Origin of the sequence: Streptomyces sp. MZ04, assembly GCF_004684775.1 — a bacterium.
Lineage (GTDB): Bacteria > Actinomycetota > Actinomycetes > Streptomycetales > Streptomycetaceae > Streptomyces.
This window is the reverse complement of sequence record NZ_SRIC01000016.1, coordinates 25,702-50,317: the sequence shown is the minus strand read 5'-3', so window position 1 is coordinate 50,317 and position 24,616 is coordinate 25,702. Positions and strand designations below refer to the sequence as shown.

Annotated in this window: 30 protein-coding genes; 16 read left to right on the top strand and 14 right to left on the bottom strand. The window is 68.0% G+C overall.

Going from position 1 to position 24,616, the window contains the following annotated elements; translation table 11 throughout:
- The first annotated feature begins 155 nt into the window (after positions 1–155).
- The gene (locus E2651_RS06175; RefSeq protein ID WP_135329970.1) at positions 156–386 is read left to right on the top strand and encodes a hypothetical protein; all 231 of its coding nucleotides are present in this window, start codon (positions 156–158) and stop codon (positions 384–386) included.
- Positions 387–961: 575 nt separating this feature from the next.
- Here E2651_RS06175 and E2651_RS06170 read toward each other — a convergent pair.
- From E2651_RS06170 to E2651_RS43780, 11 genes are all read right to left on the bottom strand, one after another.
- Entirely contained in the window at positions 962–1,747 is a 786-nt protein-coding gene (locus E2651_RS06170) for a hypothetical protein (RefSeq protein ID WP_135329969.1), read from the bottom strand.
- On the bottom strand, positions 1,744–2,082 hold the full coding sequence (locus tag E2651_RS06165; protein WP_135329968.1) for a hypothetical protein: 339 nt from the start codon (positions 2,080–2,082) through the stop codon (positions 1,744–1,746). Before E2651_RS06165 ends, E2651_RS06170 begins: the two co-directional genes overlap by 4 nt.
- The gene (locus E2651_RS06160) at positions 2,079–2,261 is read right to left on the bottom strand and encodes a hypothetical protein (RefSeq protein ID WP_135329967.1); all 183 of its coding nucleotides are present in this window, start codon (positions 2,259–2,261) and stop codon (positions 2,079–2,081) included. The genes E2651_RS06165 and E2651_RS06160 overlap by 4 nt, the downstream gene beginning before the upstream one ends.
- Positions 2,258–2,506 (bottom strand): hypothetical protein, encoded by a 249-nt coding sequence (locus E2651_RS06155; protein ID WP_135329966.1) that lies wholly within the window; start codon positions 2,504–2,506, stop codon positions 2,258–2,260. Before E2651_RS06155 ends, E2651_RS06160 begins: the two co-directional genes overlap by 4 nt.
- Positions 2,503–3,324, bottom strand: a complete 822-nt coding sequence (locus tag E2651_RS06150) for a hypothetical protein (RefSeq protein WP_135329965.1) — start codon at positions 3,322–3,324, stop codon at positions 2,503–2,505. The genes E2651_RS06155 and E2651_RS06150 overlap by 4 nt, the downstream gene beginning before the upstream one ends.
- The gene (locus tag E2651_RS06145) at positions 3,321–4,070 is read right to left on the bottom strand and encodes a hypothetical protein (protein WP_135329964.1); all 750 of its coding nucleotides are present in this window, start codon (positions 4,068–4,070) and stop codon (positions 3,321–3,323) included. Before E2651_RS06145 ends, E2651_RS06150 begins: the two co-directional genes overlap by 4 nt.
- Positions 4,071–4,313: 243 nt before the next feature.
- Positions 4,314–4,496: a hypothetical protein gene (locus tag E2651_RS06135; RefSeq protein WP_245238603.1), complete on the bottom strand. Its 183-nt coding sequence runs from the start codon at positions 4,494–4,496 to the stop codon at positions 4,314–4,316.
- A 4-nt stretch (positions 4,497–4,500) separates the two neighbouring features.
- Positions 4,501–5,211, bottom strand: a complete 711-nt coding sequence (locus tag E2651_RS06130) for a recombinase RecT (protein ID WP_135329961.1) — start codon at positions 5,209–5,211, stop codon at positions 4,501–4,503.
- Entirely contained in the window at positions 5,208–6,263 is a 1,056-nt protein-coding gene (locus E2651_RS06125) for a lambda-exonuclease family protein (protein WP_167828715.1), read from the bottom strand. Before E2651_RS06125 ends, E2651_RS06130 begins: the two co-directional genes overlap by 4 nt.
- Positions 6,260–6,535: a hypothetical protein gene (locus E2651_RS43785; protein ID WP_167828714.1), complete on the bottom strand. Its 276-nt coding sequence runs from the start codon at positions 6,533–6,535 to the stop codon at positions 6,260–6,262. The genes E2651_RS06125 and E2651_RS43785 overlap by 4 nt, the downstream gene beginning before the upstream one ends.
- Positions 6,536–6,549: 14 nt before the next feature.
- A complete protein-coding gene (locus tag E2651_RS43780) occupies positions 6,550–6,699 on the bottom strand; it encodes a hypothetical protein (protein WP_167828713.1) in 150 nt (49 codons plus the stop codon).
- Positions 6,700–6,907: 208 nt separating this feature from the next.
- On the opposite strand from E2651_RS43780, the gene E2651_RS06120 reads away from it, so the two are divergent.
- Both E2651_RS06120 and E2651_RS06115 read left to right on the top strand, forming a co-directional pair.
- On the top strand, positions 6,908–7,327 hold the full coding sequence (locus E2651_RS06120; protein ID WP_135329959.1) for a hypothetical protein: 420 nt from the start codon (positions 6,908–6,910) through the stop codon (positions 7,325–7,327).
- 158 nt (positions 7,328–7,485) lie between these two features.
- Positions 7,486–8,205 carry a hypothetical protein gene (locus E2651_RS06115; RefSeq protein WP_135329958.1) on the top strand — a complete coding sequence of 240 codons (720 nt, stop codon included), beginning with the start codon at positions 7,486–7,488 and terminating at the stop codon, positions 8,203–8,205.
- On the opposite strand, the gene E2651_RS06110 is transcribed toward E2651_RS06115, so the two are convergent.
- Entirely contained in the window at positions 8,202–9,203 is a 1,002-nt protein-coding gene (locus E2651_RS06110; protein WP_135329957.1) for a helix-turn-helix domain-containing protein, read from the bottom strand. The genes E2651_RS06115 and E2651_RS06110 overlap by 4 nt on opposite strands.
- Before the next feature lie 144 nt (positions 9,204–9,347).
- On the opposite strand from E2651_RS06110, the gene E2651_RS06105 reads away from it, so the two are divergent.
- Positions 9,348–9,620: a hypothetical protein gene (locus E2651_RS06105; protein WP_135329956.1), complete on the top strand. Its 273-nt coding sequence runs from the start codon at positions 9,348–9,350 to the stop codon at positions 9,618–9,620.
- 351 nt (positions 9,621–9,971) lie between these two features.
- On the opposite strand, the gene E2651_RS06100 is transcribed toward E2651_RS06105, so the two are convergent.
- Positions 9,972–11,654 (bottom strand): recombinase family protein, encoded by a 1,683-nt coding sequence (locus E2651_RS06100; protein ID WP_135329955.1) that lies wholly within the window; start codon positions 11,652–11,654, stop codon positions 9,972–9,974.
- Between the two features lie 104 nt (positions 11,655–11,758).
- On the opposite strand from E2651_RS06100, the gene E2651_RS06095 reads away from it, so the two are divergent.
- Complete coding sequence (locus E2651_RS06095) at positions 11,759–12,085, top strand: putative quinol monooxygenase (protein ID WP_135329954.1); 327 nt, start codon at positions 11,759–11,761, stop codon at positions 12,083–12,085.
- Positions 12,086–12,171: 86 nt separating this feature from the next.
- Here the strand turns inward: E2651_RS06095 and E2651_RS06090 are convergent, their stop codons facing one another.
- A complete protein-coding gene (locus E2651_RS06090; protein ID WP_135329953.1) occupies positions 12,172–12,984 on the bottom strand; it encodes a C40 family peptidase in 813 nt (270 codons plus the stop codon).
- Between the two features lie 911 nt (positions 12,985–13,895).
- On the opposite strand from E2651_RS06090, the gene E2651_RS06085 reads away from it, so the two are divergent.
- From E2651_RS06085 to nuoK, 11 genes are read left to right on the top strand one after another with little or no spacing between them, the layout of a single operon-like run.
- Complete coding sequence (locus E2651_RS06085) at positions 13,896–14,255, top strand: NADH-quinone oxidoreductase subunit A (protein WP_135329952.1); 360 nt, start codon at positions 13,896–13,898, stop codon at positions 14,253–14,255.
- 21 nt (positions 14,256–14,276) lie between these two features.
- Positions 14,277–14,831 (top strand): NADH-quinone oxidoreductase subunit B, encoded by a 555-nt coding sequence (locus E2651_RS06080; RefSeq protein WP_005313804.1) that lies wholly within the window; start codon positions 14,277–14,279, stop codon positions 14,829–14,831.
- A gap of 11 nt (positions 14,832–14,842) precedes the next feature.
- Positions 14,843–15,559 (top strand): NADH-quinone oxidoreductase subunit C, encoded by a 717-nt coding sequence (locus E2651_RS06075; protein ID WP_245238608.1) that lies wholly within the window; start codon positions 14,843–14,845, stop codon positions 15,557–15,559.
- On the top strand, positions 15,559–16,884 hold the full coding sequence (locus tag E2651_RS06070) for an NADH-quinone oxidoreductase subunit D (protein WP_135329950.1): 1,326 nt from the start codon (positions 15,559–15,561) through the stop codon (positions 16,882–16,884). The genes E2651_RS06075 and E2651_RS06070 overlap by 1 nt, the downstream gene beginning before the upstream one ends.
- Entirely contained in the window at positions 16,881–17,660 is a 780-nt protein-coding gene (gene nuoE / locus E2651_RS06065) for an NADH-quinone oxidoreductase subunit NuoE (RefSeq protein WP_245238602.1), read from the top strand. The genes E2651_RS06070 and nuoE overlap by 4 nt, the downstream gene beginning before the upstream one ends.
- Entirely contained in the window at positions 17,660–19,012 is a 1,353-nt protein-coding gene (gene nuoF, locus E2651_RS06060) for an NADH-quinone oxidoreductase subunit NuoF (RefSeq protein WP_135329949.1), read from the top strand. The genes nuoE and nuoF overlap by 1 nt, the downstream gene beginning before the upstream one ends.
- Positions 19,009–21,519, top strand: coding sequence for an NADH-quinone oxidoreductase subunit G (locus tag E2651_RS06055; protein ID WP_135329948.1), 2,511 nt, complete (start codon positions 19,009–19,011; stop codon positions 21,517–21,519). The genes nuoF and E2651_RS06055 overlap by 4 nt, the downstream gene beginning before the upstream one ends.
- Positions 21,519–22,877: an NADH-quinone oxidoreductase subunit NuoH gene (nuoH, locus tag E2651_RS06050; protein WP_245238606.1), complete on the top strand. Its 1,359-nt coding sequence runs from the start codon at positions 21,519–21,521 to the stop codon at positions 22,875–22,877. Before E2651_RS06055 ends, nuoH begins: the two co-directional genes overlap by 1 nt.
- Complete coding sequence (gene nuoI, locus E2651_RS06045; RefSeq protein WP_135329947.1) at positions 22,870–23,496, top strand: NADH-quinone oxidoreductase subunit NuoI; 627 nt, start codon at positions 22,870–22,872, stop codon at positions 23,494–23,496. The genes nuoH and nuoI overlap by 8 nt, the downstream gene beginning before the upstream one ends.
- Positions 23,493–24,308, top strand: a complete 816-nt coding sequence (locus E2651_RS06040) for an NADH-quinone oxidoreductase subunit J (RefSeq protein WP_135329946.1) — start codon at positions 23,493–23,495, stop codon at positions 24,306–24,308. Before nuoI ends, E2651_RS06040 begins: the two co-directional genes overlap by 4 nt.
- The gene (nuoK, locus tag E2651_RS06035; protein ID WP_016640174.1) at positions 24,305–24,604 is read left to right on the top strand and encodes an NADH-quinone oxidoreductase subunit NuoK; all 300 of its coding nucleotides are present in this window, start codon (positions 24,305–24,307) and stop codon (positions 24,602–24,604) included. Before E2651_RS06040 ends, nuoK begins: the two co-directional genes overlap by 4 nt.
- Positions 24,605–24,616 lie beyond the last annotated feature (12 nt).

Sequence of the window (24,616 nt, the reverse complement as noted above, 5' to 3'; positions counted from 1 at the left end):
GGTCGGAGCAGGGTCCCACTGAGGCCAACTCTGTTGCGGCACAAGGGTGATTAGCCCGCTTCGCGTTCGTTTAGCTGTATATATGCCGATAGAAGGATGAAAGACGGGGCTCGATTGTTTCTTGGTCCCGGCCGTGACAGACGAGGGAGTACTACGTGAAGCACCAGGCTCGGCGTCGGCTCATCAGGCGCACCGACGAGCGGCAGGGGCGCCGCCACCCGCTGACCGACCATGTGCGCGAGGGGCTGATCGTGATCGTGGTTGTTGTGACGATCGTCTGCGCTCCTCGGCTCACCCCGCAGATCCTCACGGTGGTGAGCGGAGCAATCGCGGCAATCGCTGCACAGGCAGGTGGGCGCATGGTTCGCCGTCGCGCAGCCGACTAACCCGCATGGGCAAGCCCCGTCGCGGAGGGGGAGGCGGCGGGGCTTGCGGGGTCGGGACGCGTTTCCGGGCACGCCGGAGGCGCGGCCAACATTAGGTCACGAAACGATAACTACGCAAGCCTGTTGGACGTTTAGGTGTCGCACGTCATCGACACTGCACAGTGGCTAACGACGCTTTGCCGAACCAAAGTGCGCGGGGGCCCAAGGGCGGCGACAGCCGAGCCCCGAAGGTGCTCCGCATCTGAAACCTAAGTGCATACCCGAGATACCGGCGTTCGGGCTTGGCTCTCGACTTGATCACCAAGAGCAATGGTGGTCGATTCGAGCTGCCATGCCTGCCGAGTCGACTGCCCTTCATGGAAGGCGACTCGGTTCGGATGGAAACAGTCGGTTGGGCCACGGCGGCAGTTGCCGCACTCGGCGGGTGTGTTCTCGTACTGGGGTACGTGCTCGATCAGGTCCCCGCACTCTCCGATAAGGCAGTACGAGCCATTGCCGCACTGCGTCGGCTGCGTGACGAGTGGCGGCGAGAGTGAGTGGCCCGAGGCGCGGCGAGCGTGCCCCGGGCCATATCGCTAGGCCGCGACATGGTGTTCGGCCTTGGCAAGGGCGGCCACCAGGGTGAGCAGATCACCCCACCCCCACACGCGCCGTCCCCGCTCGTCGAGCGGTACGGGCGCAGTGCATAGGGGGCCGGTCGTGCAGGCCACGGTCGGCGCCTGCTCGGGACCGGTGTGCAGGATGAGCTCACCAGCGCACCACGGGCACGGCCGGTCGGGTACGGGCGTAGTGCGCTGGTCGAGGCCGAGGGCCCGCAGTAGTCGGCCCTCGGCAATGCACGCAGTGCGCCGTGCCTCGTACAGCAGGTGCGGGGGCAGGGGAGCGAACGGCGGGGCGGCGAGGGGGCCGTCGAGCTGCTGCTCAGGCTCCGTGTCCTCGTCGAGCACGCGGCCCTCGACCCATACGCACGCAAAGTGCAGACCGTGCGCCCGCGATCCGGCCGCGCCCCGAGCGTCTGCTGCGCCTGGGTGCTGGAAGTCCCATCGCCGGGGGTCACCGTGCCCGGCGTGCTGGACGGCGGCGGCGAGGGTGTCGGCGAGGGCGAACACCTGCTGCTCGATGGCGAGGCCGGCATCGAGCGCGTCGAGGTTGGCCGGCGCGGGGTGCTCACGCAGCACGAGCGGCGCGCGCTCCTCGACGACGAGTGGCTCGTCGTCGGTGGCGCGCAGGGTGTGCGCGAGTTGCCGCGGTGGCCAGACGTCGGCCGACGGCATCTCGATGGCGAGCAGTAGCTCAGCCCACTGTTCACGGATGGTGCGCAGGGCGGCGACGGTCTCGTGCACGGCGGCGGTGTGGTTCACCGGCGGCCCTCCTCGCTCGTGAGCAGTCGCCGTATCTGGGCGGCGTACTGGTCGCGCTCGGCCTCGGTTTCGGTGATGCACTGCTCGGCGGCCTCGATGCGCTTGTGCAGTCGCATGGATGCGGCTTGGTGTCCGCCGGCACTGCGGCGGTGGGTGTCGCATTCGGCGACCTCGGCCTCGACGTCGCCGCGGAATTGGGTGCAGTCCTCCGGGGTGAGCAGACCGCGATCGGCGCGGGCGAGCAGGATGCGCAGCCGTGCGCGGCGCTCGTCGCGCGCGACCTCGCGGGTGGCGACTCTGCCTCGGCGGGAATCGTGACGGGCGCGGGTGTTCATCGGTGGCTCTCCTCGGCGAGGGCGGTGCACGTGGGGCAGGTGGGCGAACAGGCACCGCGGGTGTCCGCGGGGTGCCGGCGCAGCGGGCCGGGGTCGCGGCGGCATGCGCGCCGACCGAGCGGGATGCCCGAGACGATGACGAGCAGCACGGCCAGGGCGGCGAGGTGGTCGGCGGTCACGGTCTCGCCTCTCCACTCGTGCAGGCAGGGCGCGACAGCAGCCGAGCGACGAGGCGTCGAGCGCGCGAGGTCTCCCGCGCGCGAGGCGCGACCGGTCGCGAGTCCTGGGCGCTGTTGATCTCCCATCCCTCGATGGCTAGGCGGTCGAGCAACTCGGATGCGGTGAGCGTGGCCCGATGAGGTTGCACGTCGAGGGCGTCGGTCAGATGCGCGGCGATCACGGCGCGCGCGGCGGGGGGAGTCATCGACGGGTACCTCCCGAGGTGTGGCGGGCGCGGATCTCGCGTGGGGCGGGTGGTTGGCACATGAGCCGGGCGAGGCGGACCTGCTCGGCCTCGCCCTCCTCGTCGGTGGTGGGCGCGAGTTGGGCGATCAGGGCCTGGATCCGCGAGGGGTGAACACCAGTGAGGGCACGGCGTCCCTTCCCGTAGCGCCGGTAGCCGCTCTGGCACGGCTGATTGGGCTGCGCGTGACAGTGGGGGCAGCGGATACCGAGCGGATCGGGGAGGCCATCGGCAACGAGGGCTTCGCGATGGGCACGGGCCGGTCGGTAGGCGGCGAGGTCGCGCGCGACGTGCTCGGGCATGTAGCGGCGTGGACCGTCGCCAACTCCCGCTATGAGGGCAGCGAGACGTTTCTGCCCGGCGTGGTTGATCTCCGCGCGGTACTGCGCGGGTGAGGTGTACCCATGGGCAACCGCGGCCCGTGCGTCGAGCAGTTCCTCGCGCCAAGCCTGCGGGTCGTCGGGGTCGGCGTCGGGCAGGGGGTCGGTGTGCCGATTCATGAGCTCGGCACGGTGCGGTGCCCATGCGGCGAGGACGTCGTGCGGCTCGACGGCGCGGAACTGCGCGGATCGGTCGCCGCCGCGCTGCTCGTAGTAGCGGCGCACGGCGTGCGAGGCGTCCCAACTCGTCTCGGGCAGGGTGGCGGGTACCTCGGCGAGAGCGGTCGTCCAGTCGGTGATGGCGCGGGCGGACTGCTGCGGGTCGGCGAGGGCGCGGCGCACGCGGGAGTCGAGGCGTCCGGCGTAGGCGAGTAGGGCGGCGATGTGTTCGTCGATCATGGTGTGCCCTCCTTTTGGGCTTTCAGCAGGGCGAGGCCAGCGGCGAGGTTGTCGGTGTAGGCGGCGGGGCCCGGGGCGCGCAGCGGCGCGACGTTGGGGCCGGGGTGGGCGGACGGCGCGCGATTGAGGTCACCCCACACGCGCAGCCAGTAGCGGGCCGGTTTCGGCTCGGTGCCCGGCTGGGCGCGGCGGGCGGCAAGCTCGACGAGTGCCTCGACGCCGTGCTGTTGGACGAGGCGCCTGACGTCGCGCTGCTCGCCGATGCCCAGAGACCAGCGGACGGCGACACCGGCGGCGGCGAGTGCGTCGCCGAGGGGGTGCAGTTCGGGAATCAGCGGGGAGCGGGCGGGGGTGGTCGCGCGCGGCTGCTGCTGTACTTCTGGTTCTCTCTTGTTCTTCTTGTTCTGGGGGCCGGACTCCGCTCCCCCTCGTACCGGTTTCCGGTCCCCCTCCGTACCGGATTCTGGTCCCCCGGGGGCCGATTCCCGGTCCGGGCCGGATGCAGATCCGAACCGATTTCCGGCCCTCTCGGACGGTGCGTGGGCGGCGACGAGCGGCAGGCGGTAAACGGTCTCTCTGCGGGGCCCGATGACGTCCTCGACGACGGCGAGCTCGCCCGAGTCGAGCAGAGCGTCGACGGCGTCGCGCACGGTCGAACGGGCCGCCCGGGTGCGCTGCACGAGCATCGCCGTGCCGGCGTAGGCGACCGCGTCGGCGTTCGCTCGGTCAGCGATGGCGAGGAGCACCGTTCGAGCGGTACCTCGGGCGGTGGCGTGGTCCCATACCCAATCCGTCGCGGCGCGGCTCAACGGTCCGTCTCCTTAATGGCATTGGTGATCCGGGGGCCTCTGGGCGGCCAGCAAGGGCCGCGGGAGTGTGCAAGGGGAAGCGGTGGCCGATGAGGTAGAGGCGGGTGCTCGGAGCGCCGCAATAGCGGCGCTCCGAGCCGTCCCAATGCGCGCACCAGGGAGGCGCGGCCGGGTCGTACATCAGGCCGCGGTGGAGGCCTCGCCGGAGTGCACGCCAGCCTCGGGCCAGCCGGCGAACCCCGCGGGCACGTCCTCGACCGGGGCGTGCTCGACGACTTCGCCCTCGATGTAGTCCGGCGGGACGTCGAGCCCCTCGGGTGATACGTCGCGCCGCACGCCCTCGTCGTGAGCGACCGCCTGCACCAACTCAGCAGACTTCGGCAGCAACTTGAACAACTGCCGAATGCAGGTCTTGCGCGCCATGGCGTCGTAGTCCGTAGTCCGTGGACCACGGACCCGCGTCACGCGCCTTGCTGCGATGGCGGATAGCCTCGATGTCCTCGACGTTCATCACCACGAAGGCTGAGCCGCCGTTCGCCATCTTCGCGACGGCGTAATAGTCCGTCGGCTTGCCGCGGCCGGTGCGGGCCGGCTTGTGCCGCAGGAACGGTTCGAGGCCGTACTCGAAGTCGAACTCATCCCCCTCGTGCACCGTGTGCGCGGCGAGGCCGGCGGCGGCCGGGTGCTGCCAGAACAGGCGGACCATGCCTTGATAGCCGATGACGAGGGTGACTTCGTACGCCCGAACCTTCTTGTTCCAGAAGGGCAGCAGGTACGCCTCGCCGCCCACTCCGCCGGGTTCGAGGCCCAGTGCCGCGCAGGTCATCAGCGCGCCGCCGAACGACTCCTGTGTGCACTCGGCGAGGTGATCGACGCGACGTAGTTCGGTGAGCGCGATACGGGCGATGCGCTCGGGGCTCGCGACGTGGGAGGGCAGGGCGCGGGCTATCTCACCTCGCATCGACTGCACGAACTGCACGAGGGTGGGCTGCTGCGCGGCCTTGCCGCGGCGGGCCGGTTGCTTGGTGGTCGGGTTCTGACGGCGGGCTTCAACGCGCGCGGCGAGGTTCGTACTCACGCTGCGGACTCCTTCGGTACGACGACGAGGCGTCGAGCGCGGTGCGCTCGGAACTCGTCGGGGTGATCGGCGGCGAGGCGCTTGGTGTCGAGCGCGTCGACGCGGTGCGTGTACTGCTGCGCGAGGTCCGGGTGCGCGGCGGCGAACCGTTTCGGCGAGAGCGGGCCGTTTTGCTTGTAGGTGTAGGCGACGGCGCCCTGCACCTTGACGACCTCAGCCTCGGCAGCGGTGGCCTTGAGCTGGTTGTCGACCTTGCGCAGCTCGTCGGTGGTCCGCCGCTCGCGTGCCTTGAGCTCGCGCCGACGTTCCAGCAGCGGCAGCACCTCGGCCGGATCGGCGACCGTCACGGTGTCGGGCGTGACGCGGTAGAGGTGGCCGAGGAGTTCGGCGGTGGCCTCGGAGCCGTCGACAGGCGGCGGGACGCGATCGAGCACGTGTTGCCAGAACTCGCCGACCAGGGCGACGAGGTGCTCGACGAGGGCCTCGTCGCGCTCGACCCGGTGAATGATCAGTCGGTTACCGCCGAGCAGAGCGGCGACGTGCGCGTGCTTGTAGCCGGTCACCGCGAGGTACCAGTGCGTTTGCAGTGCCGGCCCGTCCGGGACACCGCCGAGCCACTCTTCGAGTTGGACCGCGCTGCGTGTCTTGATCTCCAGCAGACTCGCCGGCTGCGCGTCCTCGTCGAGCACGTACCGGTCGACGTTGGCGAGCATCCAGCGCCGGTCGACGTTGGCGAGCATCCCGGGGCCCTCGACTACACCGAGGCCGGTGCGCTCGGTGAACACGCGGGCGATCGTTGGCTCATGCTGGTGCCCCCAGAAAGCGGCCTCGGCGAGCTCGGGGGAGCGCGGCATGTCGTCGAGTTCGCCGACCTTGTCGAGGTAGAGCTCGATGGGCGAGGTGTACCGGCTCATACCGAGCACGGCGGCGACGTCCGAGCCGCCAACCCCCGTGCGGCGCAGGGCGAGCCATCCCTCGCGGTCGAGCGAGGGCGGAGCGATCACTACGCCGGTCGGGGTGATGGTCGCAGGCTGTGGCGGGGCGTCGGTCACCGCGCACCGCCGACGTACCGGGCGTAGACGCGGTATTCGGTCCGCCCGCCTTCGATGACCGTGCGGGCAACGGCCTCGTACGATCCGGCTGGCTCGTACGCAGCCAGGTGACCGGTCTTGATCGCCTGCGCAGCCGAGGCCGCACGGCTGATCGAGGCTGGCCGCCGCACCACGGCCCACACCTTGGGGTGTGCACGGAGCTGGGCGGCGATGCGCGCGTGCTTGGTGTTCTTCTGCTGGGGCGGCGGCCCGATGAACTCGACGTCGCTCACGTGCTGATGTCTCCTCATGCTGCGCTCTGCCGCTCGGCGTGTTCGACGCGTGCGCGGTGAATGTGCGGGGCGAGGACTCGGCGGACGAGGTCGAGCTGCTCGGGCGTCGGCTCCGGCCACTCGTCGGCGTCAGGCGGCGTGATCTGCGGCACCTGGTCGGCCATGGCTCCCCCTTCCATGCGTGCGAGAACTCGAACAGCTACAGGCGTAGACACCATAGGTACGGGCGTTACGTATGTTTCTGTTCTCGAACACGGTCAACCGTAAGCGTGGCCAATACGCACGTCAACGCGCTTTGAGGGGTGTTCAGTAGGGGTGATGACTGCTTAGATGTCAGCGTTTGTGTTTCTCGACAAGAACAGGGGCGGGACAGTGGCGGAGTCGCAGGAAGGCACCGGCACCCCCTTTGCCGATCTTGTGCGCGAGGCGCTCAAGCCCAAGGGGATGACCTACCGCAAGTTGGCCGAGCGCAGTGTCGACCCGCAGGCCGGGCACAAGATCTCGCCCTCGACGATCTGGAAGGTCGCCGACGGGCAACCGATCAGGATTGAGAAGAAGGTCGTCCGGGCCTTTGCCGCGGGGCTCGGGCTTCCCCTGCGGACGGTGCAACTCGCTGTGGCCGAGGAGTACGTCGGTATGGTCGCCGACGATCCGTTCCAGGCGAGTACGCCCGAGGCGACGGTCGTTGTTGCCCACGTTCCGGGTCTCACGGCTGGCGACATGCCCAAGGTGGGGGAGCTGCTCAGTCGCTTCGCCTCGGGGAACGACTCGGCGCCCAACAGTCGAGGGTGACTCTGTGATGGCCATCGGGCGCCCAAGCGCCCGCTAGGTACTGTCCGGCAGATTTTGAGGGCTGCCGCGGTTTGCGCCATAGAAGGGGCTATGACCGGCCATGACTGGTAACTTCCCCGACCAAGGCGAGCCTTGAGGCTTGCTCGGGGAGGGCACCCATGACAGTTATGGCCAGGCTCGAAGGTAATGTCTTCGACCTCGATGCGCTCGTTGAACTGTTCGCTGAGGGTGAGCCACAAGTGAGCAAGGAGGCCGAAGGCTACTACTTGGCCTCAGCAGAGCTAGAGGGGCTCATCGATGATGGGGGTCGGCTGTTGGCAACTGCTTCCCAATTGTTGCAGCACACTACCGGCGTGGCTCGCGCCCTGGACAGTTCGTTCCGGCCGGTCACCTTGAGCGGCCAATTCGTAGACACCAGCGGCGAGGGCAAGCGCCACCATGTTGTGGTCGCGGGCACGGCCGAAGTGCGTTGCAAGGCCATGGCCGTTGGTGTTGTGACAGCTGCCTCGCAGCCGGCACCGTTGGCGCCTCCGCCAGGCCCTGCGTTGCTCCAACTTGCCCGAGGCCACGCGGACGTTGCCGATGCTCTGGACATTCTGGGTCAGTCCAGCGTGTCCCTGAGTTGGAATGACCTCTGGAAGGTCTTCGAGATTGTGCGACACAACGTCGGCGGTGGCGAGGCCCTGGCTGGCAAGGGATGGACCTCTCCCGCGGACGCCAAGGCGTTCAAACAGTCAGCCAACCACCCGGCTATCAGCGGGGCTGCGGCCCGGCACGCCAGAAGGAGCGACACCCCTTCTGGGCAGACCATGACCCTTGCCGAGGGGGAAGGCTTCATTCGGCAGTTGGTCGTTGCTTGGTGGGACTCGCTCGCCTAGTCCAACTCCCGCTCAAGGCTCGCCGCAGGCGAGGCCCACCAGTGCACGACTTGGTACAGGGTCTGGAAGTCCAGCCGCTTACGCAGGTTGTGCAAGTGCACGTTGATCGTCTTTGAGCTGTACCCGAGCTGCTTGGCGATCTGCTGCTGATCCTGGCCGACGCACAGCTCTCGCAGGATGGTGCGCTGAATCTGGGTTGTCACCGTTTCCTGCTCCGCTGCCTCGGTGTACCACTCTTCGGCGCGCGTCCACTCCAGGTCAAAGGCGTCAGCGATGTAGGCGCAGATGGCGGGGGAACGGAAGACGTAGCCTCCATCCGAGGCCGGGCGGCCGTCGGCGTGGTCCTCCACGACCGCGAACTTCCGGTCGATGACCACACAGCGCATGAACATCTGTCCGCGGGTTCTGTACTGGCCGCCCAACGGGTCCATGACGTCAACTCGCTGCCGCACGGCCGGATTGCTTCGTGCGCTCACGTGGTACAGCGTTCGCATGCCGACGCCCCGCCTCAGGGCCTCCGCGTCGCGAGACATGGACTTCTGGAGCTCATTGCGCGGGCGCTCACCGGGCTGCGCGGCGAGCATCTCGACACTCGCCTCGTCAGCCGCGTTGGATATCGCCTCGTTGACTGCGTCCACACCGGCCAGCCACTGAACGTCGGCGTTCGCAGCTTGCTCGTTGAGGCGAGGACTCAGTGAGCGCAAGTCCTCGAAGAGGGAGGGAAGTTCGCCAAGGCGGTCAACCGACTGTTCGAGTGCCTCGCGCTCGGACGCGAGCAGGCGCCGCTCGGCGCGTTCCAGGGGAACGGGCAGGTATCGGCCCACCTGCAACGGCTCACGGATGATCAACCCCAGGGCGAGCAGCCGGTCGAGTTCCGGCATGCGTTCGGTCACGTGCTCGCCGCCGGCGATGCGCCGGTAGAGCTCTCGGTCGCCGTCCGTCAGTGTGAGTGAGTCCTGAGCGAAGTATGGGGTAGAAGAGGCGCCCGGTTTCTCCATCTTTGAGCCTTCGGATACTGGAACTTCCTACTTTTGAACAGGCAGTTCGCTTGAATGTTGACCCGCTGAACAGCGAGCGTAACCCTTCGTAGGCATATTCCGCACGACTGTTCGAGTGGCAATTCCCGGAAGGTGTATCCACCCATGGCCCGAACTAACCTGCTCCGCAAGCTCGTCGCGCCCCTGCTCCTTGCTGGCAGCCTCGCCACCGCTGGCACCCTTGCCCTCACAGGCGCACCCGAGCCGCGCACGATTCAGGCGTCGGACACCTCGTGGGGAACCCCCGGCGACACTTCCTGGGGCTCCCCGACCGACACCTCGTGGGGTACTCCCGGTGTCCCGAGCGAGCTGGCTCCGAGCGGCGAGTCGATGACGGACATGGCCGCAGCGACTGGCGCCGACACCTCGTGGGGCTGACCGACCAAGACACAAGAGTTCAAACGCCAGGTACGCGCACGCCCCTCGAATGAGGCGCACCGCGCAAGGGGGGCGATAGTGATTTCCGTGATCCGTACCCGACTCGACGACGGAGCGCCAGCAGTCGTACGAGCAAGCGCCAACGACCTAAAGATCGCAATCGACGACCGGCACATCACCCCACACGGTGCCACCGCCCTCGAATTCGTGCTGAACGGCTTAGCCGATCAAACCGCCCAGCAGCCCCCCACACAGCGGAACCAGCACGCTCCTATGCAGGGCCCCGGTAAGTACTGAGCAAGCCGGAGGGCCATACGGAACTGCCTGTGTGGCCCTCCGGCTTGCTCAGTACTACGCTGCAACCGCCAGTCTCGGGACCACGGTCACATGCTGTTCGGCCGGCATGCTGCCCCCTCTCGGGGCCTTCTTCAGCCGGACATCGAGCAGAGTCTCGGCAACGAGGCGCCGTTGAGGCATCGGTATGTCGACCCATGCCGTGGCGACCTCTTCCGGCGTCGCACCCACCAAATCACGCACCAAAGAGGGAGTCTTCAGCGACTTTGCTCTCGTCTCGGCCTCCTCGATCTTTGGCAGCAGGCCCGCCTCAATCACTGCGAGACTCTCCGCGGACGTCTTACCGGCGATGGCACTCTCCCGGAACTCGGTCAGGCGTGCCCTCAACAACGTGACCTCGGCGTCGGCCTCTTCCGCTTGCTTCATGAGCTCGTCATCGCCCTTGGTATACGCCTCGACGAACTGTGGCGACGAGAGCCATGCGAACAGCTTCTGCTCGACGTACTCGTCTATAGAGGCCGTCATGGCGGAGACGTGGTAACCCTTGCCGCCGAACCGCCCCTCGACCTTCGGTTGCATACAGCGGTAGTAGGGCCCGTACTTGTTGCGCCCGGAACCAACGGCGACAGAGCACACGTCGCAGACCATGCTTCCGGAGAGCCAGTTCACTGCCCGCCCTGGTCGCGAGTTGTGCGGCTTCCTCTTGCGCTCCTTGATGATCGCCAGGCAGCGCGCATGGGTGGCCTTCTTGACGATCTTCGGCCACATTCCCTCGGCGGTAGCCCTGCCGTGGTGCGTGCGCACGCCGACGTATCGGGGATGGCTGGCGTAGTCCACGATCGTTGCCGGGTGCCACCGAGCCAGCACCAGCGGCTCTTGCCGCTCGTTGAAGTCCTGCGAAATCGCAAGCTCGGTGTCGCCGTTCTTGAGGCGCTGCCGTGCCTCAGTCTGCAAGTGCGCGTGTTCCTTGATGTACTGGACCCAGTCGGGGTGGATCAATGCGTTCTCGGGGAGCTCTTCGCGCCACTCGGCCAGGCGCCCGATGTGCTCTTTGCGCCACTGCCGGGCCGGGGGCGTTACGCCCCGCAGGTTGAAGTCGCGTGCGATGACGGAGTAGGCATCGCCCGCCGCCACGCGCTTGCACAGTTCACCGATGATCTTCGCCTCGGCCGGCTCGACCTCGATCCTGAGTAGAGCGCGAGTCCGCGGGTCGTAGACGCGGCGGTACCCGTACCCCTCCTGCCCGTGCGGGCGCCCGTTCGCCGCGTTGGCTCGCAACGTCCTTAGGACGTTGTTGCGCATCTCTTCGACTTCGTTCTCGCCGAGCAAGGCGTGAAGGCCGGTTTGCAGTCGGTCGTCTTTGTTGGTCAGGTCGTAGACCTTGCCGCCGTAGCACCACAGGACGCCGTTGGCTGCGCATGCGTCGCGGAGCCGGGCGTACACCGCGAGGTCTCGCTGAAGACGGGTGGATGCCCAAGCGAACACGATGTCGAGTCGCTTCTCGTTGATCCACTGGATCATGCTCTCGAACTCTTCGCGCTCTCGTGCGCGGTAGATCGAGGCGGATCTGTCGTCGTCGACGAACGTCTTCACGACGGGGACCTCGAAGCGATCCGCATCCGCCTGCCCGGCGTCGAGTTGCTCGCGTACGGATCGCCCTTGCCTCTTCGTCTTCCCGCGGTACGCGCTCTTCCGCGCGTACAGCCCTCCCCTTAGTCCCCTCAAACTCTCCAGGTTCATAGGCACCCCCTAGGATCAGCAGTATGTCCGTAACTCGGGAGAACCAAGGTGGCCCCGAAGGCGTAGCGGCGCGGACTCCGGGCGAGACGGTGCAAAATGGACGCATGATTTTTATTGCCGTCAAGTTCACCGTCCGCCCCGAGTACAGCGACAGCTGGCTGGAGCGGACCGCCGCGTTCACCGCGGCCACCCGCGCGGAGGAGGGCAACCTCTTCTACGACTGGTCCCGCAGCGTCGACGACCCCAACCAGTTCGTCCTCCTGGAGGGCTTCGCCTCGCAGGAGGCGGGCGCGGTGCACGTCGGGTCCGACCACTTCAAGACCGCCATGGAGACGATGTCCGAGCTGATCGCCGCGACACCGGAGATCATCCACACCGAGATCCCGGGCAGCAGCTGGTCCGAGATGGGTGAGCTCTCCCCGAAGGGCTGAGCCTTCACCAGAAGCGCACAGAAGGGCCGGGAACCCCGCTGGGGGTTCCCGGCCCTTCTCTGTGGCTCTATGGGCTGTGAGGGCCCTCAGAGGACGCGCACGGCGCCGCTCGCCGGGTAACCCGACAGGTCCTGGACGACAACGCCCTTGCTGGGGTTGGCGGCGTCGAGGTACTGGCCGTTACCGATGTACACACCGACGTGGTACGCGGAACCGGCGCCACCCCAGTAAAGGATGTCGCCCACCTGGACGTTGGAGAGCGCGACCGGCGTACCGGAGACCGACTGGTCCTGCGAGACGCGCGGAAGGTCCACGCCCGCCTGCTTGAACGCGGCCTGGACGAGGCTGGAGCAGTCCCAGGCGTTGGGCCCGGAGGCACCCATGACGTACGCGTCGCCGAGCTGGGCCTTGAGGAAGCTGATGACCGTGCCGACGCTGCCGCTGGCCGGGGCGGCCACATCGGCGGAGGCACCGGAGCCGGCGGTGGCGCTGAGCGTGGTGCGCTCGGCGGCGCGCGACGCGCGCTCCTCTTCCGCCTTCTTCTTGGCGGCGGCCTCGGCCTTCGCCTTGGCCTCGGCCTTCTTCTCGGCCTGCGCCTGGTCTTCCTTGGCCTGCTTCGCGGCCTTCACGGCGGCCGCGTCCTGCTCGGCGCGGAGCTCGTAGCTGTCGGCGGCCTGCTGCGTGGCGTCCGCGGACTGCGCGATCTGCGTCGACAGATCCGTGGTGAGCGTGGGCATTTCGATGGTCTCGGTCACCGGCTCGGCGGCGTTCGCCGTGCCAGCGGCGGCGGCCACTGCCAGGGTGCTGAGGACGCCACCGGCAACTCCGGCGCGCAGGGCCATCTTCGAGGCGCTGCGACGGGGCTTCCGGTGGCTGGGTATGTGAGCGGTGTGGGACATGAGAACAACCGCTATCAGGGAGTCCGGGTTCCCTTCAAGAAACGTGTGCTGCGCCACAGTTGCCCACGACGGCCCTGAATCCCGGGCGTGTCACTTCTTATTGACGCCGTAACGGGCAATGCGGACAACGGCGATCACGCCTGTGATCATGGGCTTTCAGTGATACGTCCGAATTGCCCATGGACTACCACCCGTTGAGGCGGTTGGCCAAGCCCGACTTCTCGAGCGTGACGGGTGCTGTGGCGCAGGTCACAACGGAGGCCCTAGGGGATCTCCCTGAGATCCCGCCGAGACCTTCCTGAGATCTCCCGCAGATTTCGGGTGTGTTGCCCGGCACCGAATCCCCGCGCGCCGGGCACCGAATCCCCGCACGGGGTCGCGGGGTGGACCTCGCTCGCGAATCGGGGGGGCCTCGCTCGTGAAGCGGGGCGGATCTCGCTCGTGAAGCGGGGCGGGCCTCGCTCGTGAAGCGGGGCGGGCCTCGCTCGTGAAGCGGGGTGGGCCTCGCTCGTGAATCGGTGCACACGTCCACATCCGTCCACACCACTCCCGCCAAAGTGTGAACGCGGCGCCGCTATCAAGCGGATGTGTCCAGCACCAATTTGCTTGCGGGTGACTTCCCTTGATAGGGCGACCCCCTCTCGACCAGGGGTAACTCGCTGAGATGTCACCTCTGGTGATCACTCAGGCGCTTCGCGTATGAAGATCACCGCTCATCCGACTTCATGATCCTTCGTCAGGTGGTGGAGATCACAAAGCCGTTGTCGCACCCCGTGTCGCAGATCACAGACCGGCGGGCATAAGATGCGGGGCAGTTGGGCTTGTGACCTGCTTCACATGTACGCGATCTTCGCGGGCCTCGGTCCAACGCAACCGCCAACAGTCAGTGCCGACTGAGAGGAGCGAGGAGCGTGAACGCCTATGCGCCCATCCTCGTGCTGGGAGCCCTCGGGGCAGGCTTTGCGATCTTCTCCGTGGTCGCGGCCACGCTTATCGGTCCAAAGCGGTACAACCGCGCCAAGCTCGAGGCGTATGAGTGCGGTATCGAGCCGACGCCGACTCCGGCCGGCGGTGGGCGATTCCCCATCAAGTACTACCTGACGGCGATGCTCTTCATCGTCTTCGACATCGAGATCGTCTTCCTTTACCCCTGGGCCGTCACCTTCGATGCGCTGGGGATTTTCGGGCTCGTGGAGATGCTGCTCTTCGTGCTCACCGTCTTCGTCGCGTACGCGTACGTGTGGCGGCGCGGCGGCCTGGAATGGGACTAAGGGTCTGAGGGGCAAAAGAGCATGGGACTCGAAGAGAAACTGCCGAGCGGTTTTCTGCTGACCACCGTCGAACAGGCCGCGGGCTGGGTGCGCAAGTCATCCGTCTTCCCCGCGACCTTCGGCCTCGCGTGCTGCGCCATCGAGATGATGACGACGGGGGCCGGGCGCTATGACCTGGCGCGCTTCGGCATGGAGGTCTTCCGCGGTTCACCGCGCCAGGCGGACCTGATGATCGTGGCCGGGCGGGTGAGCCAGAAGATGGCGCCCGTCCTGCGGCAGGTCTATGACCAGATGCCGAACCCCAAGTGGGTCATTTCCATGGGGGTTTGTGCGTCATCGGGCGGGATGTTCAACAATTACGCGATTGTGCAGGGCGTGGACCACATTGTCCCCGTTGACATCTATTTGCCCGGCTGTCCGCCGCGGCCCGAGATGCTGATGGACGCCATCCTCAAGCTCCACCAGAAGATCCAGGGCTCCAAGCTCGGGGTCAACGCCGAGGAAGCGGCCCGCGAGGCGGAGGAGGCGGCCCTCAAGGCGCTCCCCACCATCGAGATGAAGGGGCTGCTGCGGTGAGCGACCAGCACCTGAACGGGAACGGGAACGGTGACGCGAACGGCGTCCCGGCTCCCCGCGACGCGGCCGGCGAGGTCATCGGCGTACGCAAGGGCATGTTCGGCGCCGAGAACGGCGGCGACACGTCCGGCTACGGCGGGCTCGTGCGGACCATCACCCTGCCGGGCGCCTCCGCGCGTCCCTACGGCGGCTGGTTCGACGAGGTCGCCGACGAGCTGGAGGGAGCCCTGGAGGAGCAGGGCCTCGTCCCTACGAGCGCGATCGAGAGGACGGTCGTCGACCGCGGCGAGCTCACCTTCCACATCGCGCGCGAGCACCTGCTCCGGGTCGCCCAGACCCTGCGCGACGACCCGGCCCTGCGCTTCGAGCTCTGTACGGGCGTCTCGGGGGTGCACTTCCTCGAGGACAAGGGCCGCGAGCTGCACGCCGTCTACCACCTGCGCTCGATCACCCACAACCGCCTGATCCGGCTCGAAGTCAGTGCCCCTGACGCCGATCCGCACGTCCCCTCGCTGGTCACGGTCTATCCGACCAACGACTGGCACGAGCGCGAGACGTACGACTTCTTCGGCCTGATCTTCGACGGTCACCCGGCCCTCACGCGGATCATGATGCCGGACGACTGGCAGGGCTTCCCGCAGCGCAAGGACTACCCCCTCGGCGGCATCCCCGTCGAGTACAAGGGCGCCCAGATCCCGGCTCCGGACCAGCGGAGGTCGTACAGCTGATGAGCACTTCACACGCATCCGCCGCTCGGGAGACGACCGAGGGGACCGTATATACGGTCACCGGCGGCGACTGGGACGAGGTCGTCCAGTCCGCCGCCCGGTCCGACGACGAGCGCATCATCGTCAACATGGGGCCGCAGCACCCCTCCACGCACGGCGTGCTGCGGCTGATCCTCGAGATCGAGGGCGAGACCGTCTCCGAGGCCCGCTGCGGCATCGGCTATCTGCACACGGGCATCGAGAAGAACCTCGAGTACCGCACGTGGACGCAGGGCACGACGTTCGTCACGCGCATGGACTATCTGACGCCGTTCTTCAACGAGGCGGCCTACTGCCTCGGCGTCGAGAAGCTCCTCGGCATCGAGGACCAGATCCCGGACCGCGCCTCGGTCCTGCGCGTGCTCCTGATGGAGCTCAACCGCATCTCCTCGCACCTGGTAGCCATCGCCACCGGCGGCATGGAGCTCGGCGCGACGACGATCATGATCTACGGCTTCCGTGATCGTGAACTCGTTCTCGACATCTTTGAGTTGATCACCGGCCTGCGGATGAACCACGCGTTCATCCGGCCCGGCGGACTCGCCCAGGACCTGCCGCCGGGCGCCGTGGACCAGCTCCGCGAGTTCCTGAAGCAGATGAAGAAGAACCTTCCCGAGTACGACAAGCTCGCCACCGGGAACCCCGTCTTCAAGGCCCGCATGCAGGACGTCGGCTATCTGGACCTCGCGGGCTGCATGGCCCTCGGCGCCACGGGCCCGGTGCTCCGCTCCGCGGGCCTCCCGCACGACCTGCGCAAGTCGCAGCCCTACTGCGGTTACGAGAACTACGAGTTCGACGTGCCGACCGCCGACACCTGCGACTCCTACGGGCGCTTCCTGATCCGCCTGGAGGAGATGCGCCAGTCGCTGCGCATCGTCGAGCAGTGCCTGGACCAGCTCGCCCCGGGCCCGGTCATGGTCGCCGACAAGAAGATCGCCTGGCCTGCCCAACTGGCGCTCGGGCCCGACGGTCTCGGCAACTCGCTCGACCACATCAAGAAGATCATGGGCACCTCCATGGAGGCCCTGATCCACCACTTCAAGCTGGTGACCGAGGGCTTCAGGGTCCCGGCCGGGCAGGCGTACACCGCCGTCGAGTCGCCCAAGGGCGAGCTCGGGGTGCATGTCGTCTCCGACGGCGGCACCCGCCCCTACCGGGTCCACTTCCGCGACCCGTCCTTCACCAACCTGCAGGCCATGGCGGCGATGTGCGAGGGCGGCCAGGTCGCCGATGTCATCGTCGCCGTCGCGTCCATCGACCCCGTGATGGGAGGCGTCGACCGGTGACCACCACCCCTTCCCAGCAGGGCGCGGGCGTCAGCCTGGGCATGCCCCAACTCCCCGCCCCCGACTACCCGGCCGACGTACGGACCCGGCTCGAAGCGGACGCCAAGGAAGTCATCGCCCGCTACCCCGACTCCCGCTCCGCGCTCCTTCCGTTGCTGCACCTGGTGCAGTCGGAGGAGGGCCACGTCACGCGGACCGGCATGGCCTTCTGTGCGGACGTGCTCGGCCTGACCACGGCCGAGGTCACCGCGGTGGCGACCTTCTACACGATGTACCGGCGCAAGCCCTCCGGTGATTACCAGGTCGGTGTCTGCACCAACACGCTGTGCGCCGTCATGGGCGGCGACGCGATCTTCGAGTCGCTCCAGGAGCACCTGGGTGTCGGCAACGAGGGGACCACAGAGGACGGCAAGGTCACGCTGGAGCACATCGAGTGCAACGCGGCCTGCGACTTCGCTCCCGTCGTGATGGTCAACTGGGAGTTCTTCGACAACCAGACCCCCGAGACCGCCAAGCGGCTCGTCGACGACCTGCGCGCGGGAGTGCAGGTCGAGCCGACCCGCGGCGCCCCCTTGTGCACGTACAAGGAGACGGCCCGGATTCTGGCGGGCTTCCCCGACGAGCGTCCCGGCGCCGTCGAGGCGAGCGGCGGCGCAGGGCCCGCCTCTCTGATCGGACTGCGGCTCGCCAAGGGCGAGTTGGCACAGCCGCGGGTCGTCCACCCGCGTGACGAGTCGACGTCGGGCACGGGCACGGGCACCGAGGAGGGGGAGTGATGACCTTGGCAGCCGAGATCGACCACGAGACGAGCCCGGAGAAGCTGCTCGCGCCGGTCCTTTCGGCGTTCTGGGACGAGGAGAAGTCCTGGACGCTGGACGCCTACCGGCGGCACGACGGGTACGAGGGCCTGCGCAAGGCCTTGGCGATGGCGCCGGACGACCTCATCGCGTACGTGAAGGACTCCGGCCTGCGCGGTCGGGGCGGGGCGGGATTCCCCACCGGAATGAAATGGCAGTTCATTCCGCAGGGCGATGGAAAGCCTCACTATCTAGTTGTCAACGCCGACGAATCGGAGCCGGGGACCTGCAAGGACATCCCGCTCCTCTTCGCGAACCCGCATTCCCTCATCGAGGGGATCGTGATCGCGTGCTACGCGATCCGCTCTTCGCATGCCTTCATCTATCTGCGTGGTGAAGTCGTCCCCGTGCTGCGGAGGTTGCACGAGGCCGTGCGTGAGGCGAAAGAGGCGGGATTCCTGGGCGAGAACATCCTGGGCAGCGGACTCGATCTGGAACTCACCGTGCACGCGGGCGCGGGCGCGTACATCTGTGGTGAGGAGACCGCGCTGCTCGACTCGCTCGAAGGCCGCCGTGGCCAGCCGCGACTGCGTCCCCCTTTCCCTGCCGTCGCGGGCCTCTACGCATGCCCCACTGTTGTCAATAACGTCGAGTCCATCGCGTCGGTTCCCGCGATCCTGAATCGCGGAAAAGACTGGTTCAAATCGATGGGCAGCGAGAAGTCCCCGGGCTTCACGCTCTATTCGCTCAGCGGGCATGTCACCAATCCCGGTCAGTACGAGGCGCCGCTCGGCATCACGCTGCGCCAGCTGCTCGACATGAGCGGCGGGATCAGGGCGGGCCACCGGCTCAAGTTCTGGACACCCGGCGGCTCTTCGACGCCGATGTTCACCGACGAGCACCTCGACGTCCCCCTTGATTACGAGGGCGTGGGCGCCGCCGGATCGATGCTCGGCACCAAGGCGCTGCAGTGCTTCGACGAGACGACCTGCGTCGTGCGGGCCGTCACCCGCTGGACCGAGTTCTACGCCCATGAGTCCTGCGGCAAGTGCACGCCCTGCCGCGAAGGGACGTACTGGCTGGTCCAGTTGCTCCGCGACATCGAGGCCGGCAAGGGCGTCATGGGCGACCTCGACAAGCTCAACGACATCGCCGACAACATCAACGGCAAGTCCTTCTGCGCCCTCGGCGACGGCGCCGCCGCACCGATCTCCTCCTCGCTCAAGTTCTTCCGCGAGGAGTACGAGCAGCACATCACCGGCAAGGGCTGCCCCCTCGACCCGGCCAAGTCGACGCTCTGGGCCGACAAGCACACGGAGGTGAACGCATGACAGTGACCACCAACAGCGCTCCCTCCGGAGGGGGCGAGGCGGCCGTTCCGCCGGAAGATCTCGTGTCGCTGACGATCGACGGCATCGAGATCAGCGTCCCCAAGGGGACGCTGGTCATCCGGGCCGCCGAGCTCCTCGGCATCGAGATCCCCCGGTTCTGCGACCACCCGCTGCTCGACCCGGTGGGCGCCTGCCGCCAGTGCATCGTCGAGGTGGAGGGCCAGCGCAAGCCGATGGCGTCCTGCACCATCACCTGCACCGACGGCATGGTCGTGAAGTCGCAGCTGTCGTCGCCGGTCGCCGAGAAGGCACAGCGCGGTGTGATGGAGCTGCTGCTCATCAACCACCCGCTGGACTGCCCGGTCTGCGACAAGGGCGGCGAGTGTCCGCTGCAGAACCAGGCGATGCAGGTCGGTGACCCGGACTCCCGCTTCGAGGGCAAGAAGCGGACCTTCGAGAAGCCCGTCCCGATCTCCACGCAGATCCTTCTCGACCGTGAGCGGTGCGTGCTGTGCGCGCGCTGCACCCGGTTCAGCAACCAGATCGCGGGCGACCCGATGATCGAGCTGCTCGAGCGGGGCGCGCTGCAGCAGGTCGGCACGGGCGTGGGCGACCCCTTCGAGTCGTACTTCTCCGGGAACACCATCCAGATCTGCCCGGTCGGTGCGCTGACCTCGGCGGCGTATCGCTTCCGCTCCCGGCCCTTCGACCTGGTGTCGTCGCCCTCGGTGTGCGAGCACTGCTCCGGCGGCTGCGCGACCCGCACGGACCACCGGCGCGGCAAGGTCATGCGGCGCCTCGCGCAGGACGACCCCGAGGTCAACGAGGAGTGGCTCTGCGACAAGGGTCGCTTCGGCTTCCGTTACGCGCAGAAGCCGGACCGGATCAGCACTCCCTTGGTGCGCAACACGGACGGCGTTCTGGAGCCCGCCAGTTGGCCCGAGGCCCTGGAAGCCGCGGCCACCGGACTCGCCGCCGCGCGCGGCCGTGCCGGTGTGCTGACCGGCGGGCGCCTCACCGTCGAGGACGCGTACGCGTACAGCAAGTACGCGCGCGTGGCGCTCGACACGAACGACATCGACTTCCGCGCGCGCGTGCACAGCAGCGAGGAGGCCGACTTCCTCGCCGCGCGCGTCGCGGGCCGGGGCCGGGACCTCGACGGCACCGGAGTCACGTACACGGCACTGGAGAAGGCACCCGCCGTCCTGCTCGTCGGACTCGAGTCCGAGGAGGAGGCGCCCGGGATCTTCCTGCGGCTCCGCAAGGCCTGGCGCAAGCACGGCCAGCGGACCTTCTCGCTGGCGACCTTCGCGTCCCGCGGCCTGGAGAAGGCGGGCGGCACGCTGCTGCCGGCCGCTCCGGGCACCGAGACGGAGTGGCTCGACGCGCTCGCGGCCGGGGTCGGCCTCGAAGGTGACGGGGCCAAGGCGGCCGAGGCGCTGCGCACTTCGGGCGCGGTGATCGTCGTCGGCGAGCGCACCGCCGCCGTGCAGGGCGGGCTCACCGCCGCCGTGCGGGCCGCGTCCGCGACCGGCGCCCAGCTGGTGTGGATCCCGCGCAGGGCGGGGGAGCGCGGCGCCGTCGAGGCGGGCGCGCTGCCCTCGCTGCTTCCCGGCGGGCGTCCGGCCACCGACCCGCGTGCGCGGGAAGAGGTCGCTGCCGCCTGGGGCGTCGCCGAACTCCCGCACCGCTACGGCCGCGACACCGGCCAGATCGTCGAGGCCGCCGCGACCGGCGAGCTGCGCGCGCTCCTGGTGGCGGGCGTGGAGGTCGCCGACCTTCCCGACCCGCCGCGCGCGCGTGAGGCCCTCGAGGAGATCGGCTTCCTGGTCTCGCTCGAACTGCGCCCCAGCGAGGTCACCGAGCACGCCGACGTCGTCCTGCCCGTGGCCGCCGTCGCGGAGAAGCCGGGCACCTTCCTCAACTGGGAGGGCAGGGCCCGTCTTTTCGGCGCCGCGCTCAAGCCCGACCAGATGACGCGCATGCTCGCACCCAGCGACGCTCGGGTGCTGCACATGCTGGCCGACGCCGGTGACGTACACCTGGGCCTTCCGGACCTGAACACCGCCCGGCGCGAGCTGGACCGGCTCGGCGGCTGGGACGGGCCGCACGCCACCGAGCCCCTGGAGACGGGTGCTCAGCCGCCGAGGCCCGCCTCCGGAGAGGCCGTTCTCGCGGGGCACCGGCTGCTGCTCGACCAGGGCCGCCTCCAGGAGGGGGACGACGCGCTCGCGGGGACGCGGCACGCGGCGCTCGCCCGGCTCTCGGCGGCCACCGCCGCGGAGGCCGGGGTCAAGGACGGCGACATCCTCGCCGTCAGCGGCCCCGCGGGCACCACCGAGCTGCCGCTCCACGTCACGGAGATGCCGGACCGCGTGGTGTGGCTGCCGCTGAACTCGACCGGGGGAGGCGTCACTTCGGACACCGGCGCGCGCCCCGGCGACCTCGTCCGCATCGGCCCGGCGGTCCTGCCGGAGCCCACTGAGGCCCCGGAGGTGACGTCGTGATGCACACCGTGGTGCCGCTTGCGGCGGAAGACCTGTCCATGTTCGGCCGTGACCCCTGGTGGCTGGTCGCCGTCAAGGCGGTCTTCTGCTTCGCGTTCCTGATGGTGACGGTGCTCTTCTCCATCGTGTGGGAGCGCAAGGTCGTCGCCTGGATGCAGCTGCGCATCGGCCCCAACCGGCACGGCCCCTGGGGCATGCTGCAGTCCCTCGCGGACGGCATCAAGCTGATGCTCAAGGAAGACCTGATCGTCAAGCGCGCGGACAAGGTGGTCTACATCCTTGCCCCGATCGTCGCCGCGATCCCGGCCTTCATGGCGATCGCGGTGATCCCCTTCGGGCCCGCGGGCAACGAAGTCTCGATCTTCGGCCAGCGCACCACGATGCAGCTCACCGACCTGCCGATCGCGATGCTCTACATCCTCGCGGTCGCCTCGGTCGGCATCTACGGCATCGTGCTAGCGGGTTGGAGTTCTGGATCCACCTATCCGCTCCTCGGCGGCCTGCGCTCCTGCGCGCAGATGATCTCGTACGAGATCGCGATGGGCGCGGCCTTCGCCTCCGTCTTCCTCTACTCCGGGTCGATGTCGACCTCGGCGATCGTGGAGGCGCAGGCGGACCGCTGGTACATCCTGCTGCTTCCCGTCTCGTTCCTGATCTACATCGTGACGATGGTCGGCGAGACCAACCGCGCGCCGTTCGACATGCCGGAGTCCGAGGGCGACCTCGTCGGTGGCTTCAACACCGAGTACTCCTCCATCAAGTTCGCGCTCTTCATGCTCGCCGAGTACGTCAACATGGTCACCGTCTCGGCGGTCTCGGTCACGCTCTTCCTGGGCGGCTGGCGGGCCCCGTATCCGGTCAGCACCTTCTGGGAGGGCGCGAACCACGGCTGGTGGCCGATGCTCTGGTTCGTGATCAAGGTCCAGCTGTTGCTGTTCTTCTTCATCTGGCTGCGCGGCACGCTGCCACGCGTCCGCTACGACCAGCTGATGAAGCTCGGTTGGAAGGTCCTGATCCCGGTCTCGGTCGTCTGGCTGATGCTCGTGGCCACGGTCAGGGTGATGCGGAACGAGGATTACGACTTCACCTCGATCGCGCTCTATGTGGGCGGCGGAGTCATCGCACTGCTTCTGCTCTCCGTCGTCGTCGACATCTTCCGCGACAAACGCGAGAAGGAAGCGGCAGTCGAGGAGGAGCCGGTCGCCTTCGACCCGATGGCGGGCGGATTCCCGGTCCCACCGCTGCCCGGACAGAGCCTGCCGCCCGTGCCGCGCCGACGCTCGCGCCAGGAGCGGGAGTTGATTGTCAGTGGTGGGCCGGATACTCAAAGTGACGGAAAGGAGGCGTCCGATGGCTGAGCCGAACGAGGACTCGACCCACGAGTCGAACCAATCGAAGCAGGGGTTCCAGAACCCCGTCGCGGGCTTCGGCGTGACCTTCAAGGCCATGTTCAAGAAGCGGCTGACCGAGCAGTACCCGGAGCAGGAGAAGACCACCGCTCCCCGCTTCCACGGCAGGCACCAGCTCAACCGCCATCCGGACGGCCTGGAGAAGTGCATCGGCTGTGAGCTCTGCGCCTGGGCCTGCCCCGCGGACGCCATCTATGTGGAGGGCGCGGACAACACCGAAGAGGAGCGCTACTCCCCGGGCGAGCGCTACGGCCGCGTCTACCAGATCAACTACGCCCGCTGCATCCTGTGCGGCCTGTGCATCGAGGCGTGCCCCACGCGCGCGTTGACGATGACGAACGAGTTCGAGCTGGCGGACAGCACCCGCGCGGACCTCATCTACACCAAGGAGCAGCTGCTCGCCGGCCTGGAGGAAGGCATGGTCGAGACTCCGCACTCGATCTTCCCGGGCACGGACGAGCAGGACTACTACCGCGGCCTGGTCACCGAGGCCGCGCCCGGCACGGTGCCCCAAGTGGCCGTCAGCAAGGGCGAGAAGGCCCCCGAGGCGGAAGGGGCGGCAGGATGAGCGAGCTCGCCGCCTACACCACCTCCACCGGTGAGGCCTTCCAGTTCTGGGTGCTCGGCACGGTCGCCGTGATCGGCGCCCTGTGCACGATCCTCATGAAGAAGGCCGTGCACAGTGCGCTCTGCCTGGCCGGGACCATGATCATCCTGGCGGTCTTCTACCTCGCCAACGGCGCGTACTTCCTGGGCATCGTCCAGGTCGTCGTCTACACCGGCGCGATCATGATGCTCTTCCTCTTCGTGGTCATGCTCGTCGGCGTCACCGCCGCCGACTCCCTGAAGGAGACCATCAAGGGCCAGCGCTGGCTGGCCGCTCTGTGCGGCTTCGGCTTCGCGATCCTGCTGTTCGCGGGGATCGGGAACGCTTCGGTGAACGAGTTCGCGGGCCTCTCCAAGGCGAACGCGGGCGGCAACGTGGAGGGGCTCGCCGAGCTCATCTTCACGAAGTACGTCTTCGCCTTCGAGATCACCGGCGCGCTGCTGATCACCGCCACCGTCGGCGCGATGGTGCTCACCCACCGCGAGCGCACGGAGCGCGCCAAGACGCAGCGCGAGATGTCCGAGGCGCGCGTGCGCTCCAGCCACGTGCCGCCGCTGCCCGCCCCCGGTGTCTACGCACGGCACAACGCCGTGGACATCGCGGGCCTGCTCCCGGACGGCACCCCGTCGGAGCTCACGGTCAACAAGACGCTGCGCGAGCGCGGCCAGATCCGTGATGTGTCGGACGAGGCGCTCGACGATCTGCGGGCGCTGGAGCAGCGCTCCACGGAGCGCCTCGAGCGGTCGTCCCAGGCCGAGGAGGCGTCGAAGTGAATCCGGTCAACTACCTGTATCTCGCGGCGCTGTTGTTCGCGATCGGCGCCACCGGCGTGCTGATCAGGCGGAACGCGATCGTGGTGTTCATGTGTATCGAGCTGATGCTCAACGCGTGCAACCTCGCCTTCGTCGCCTTCTCCCGGCTGCACGGCAACCTCGACGGCCAGATCATCGCCTTCTTCACGATGGTCGTCGCCGCCGCGGAGGTCGTGGTCGGCCTGGCGATCATCGTGTCGCTGTTCCGCTCCCGCCACTCGGCTTCGGTCGACGACGCCAGCCTGATGAAGCTGTAAGGGGTCGCTGAA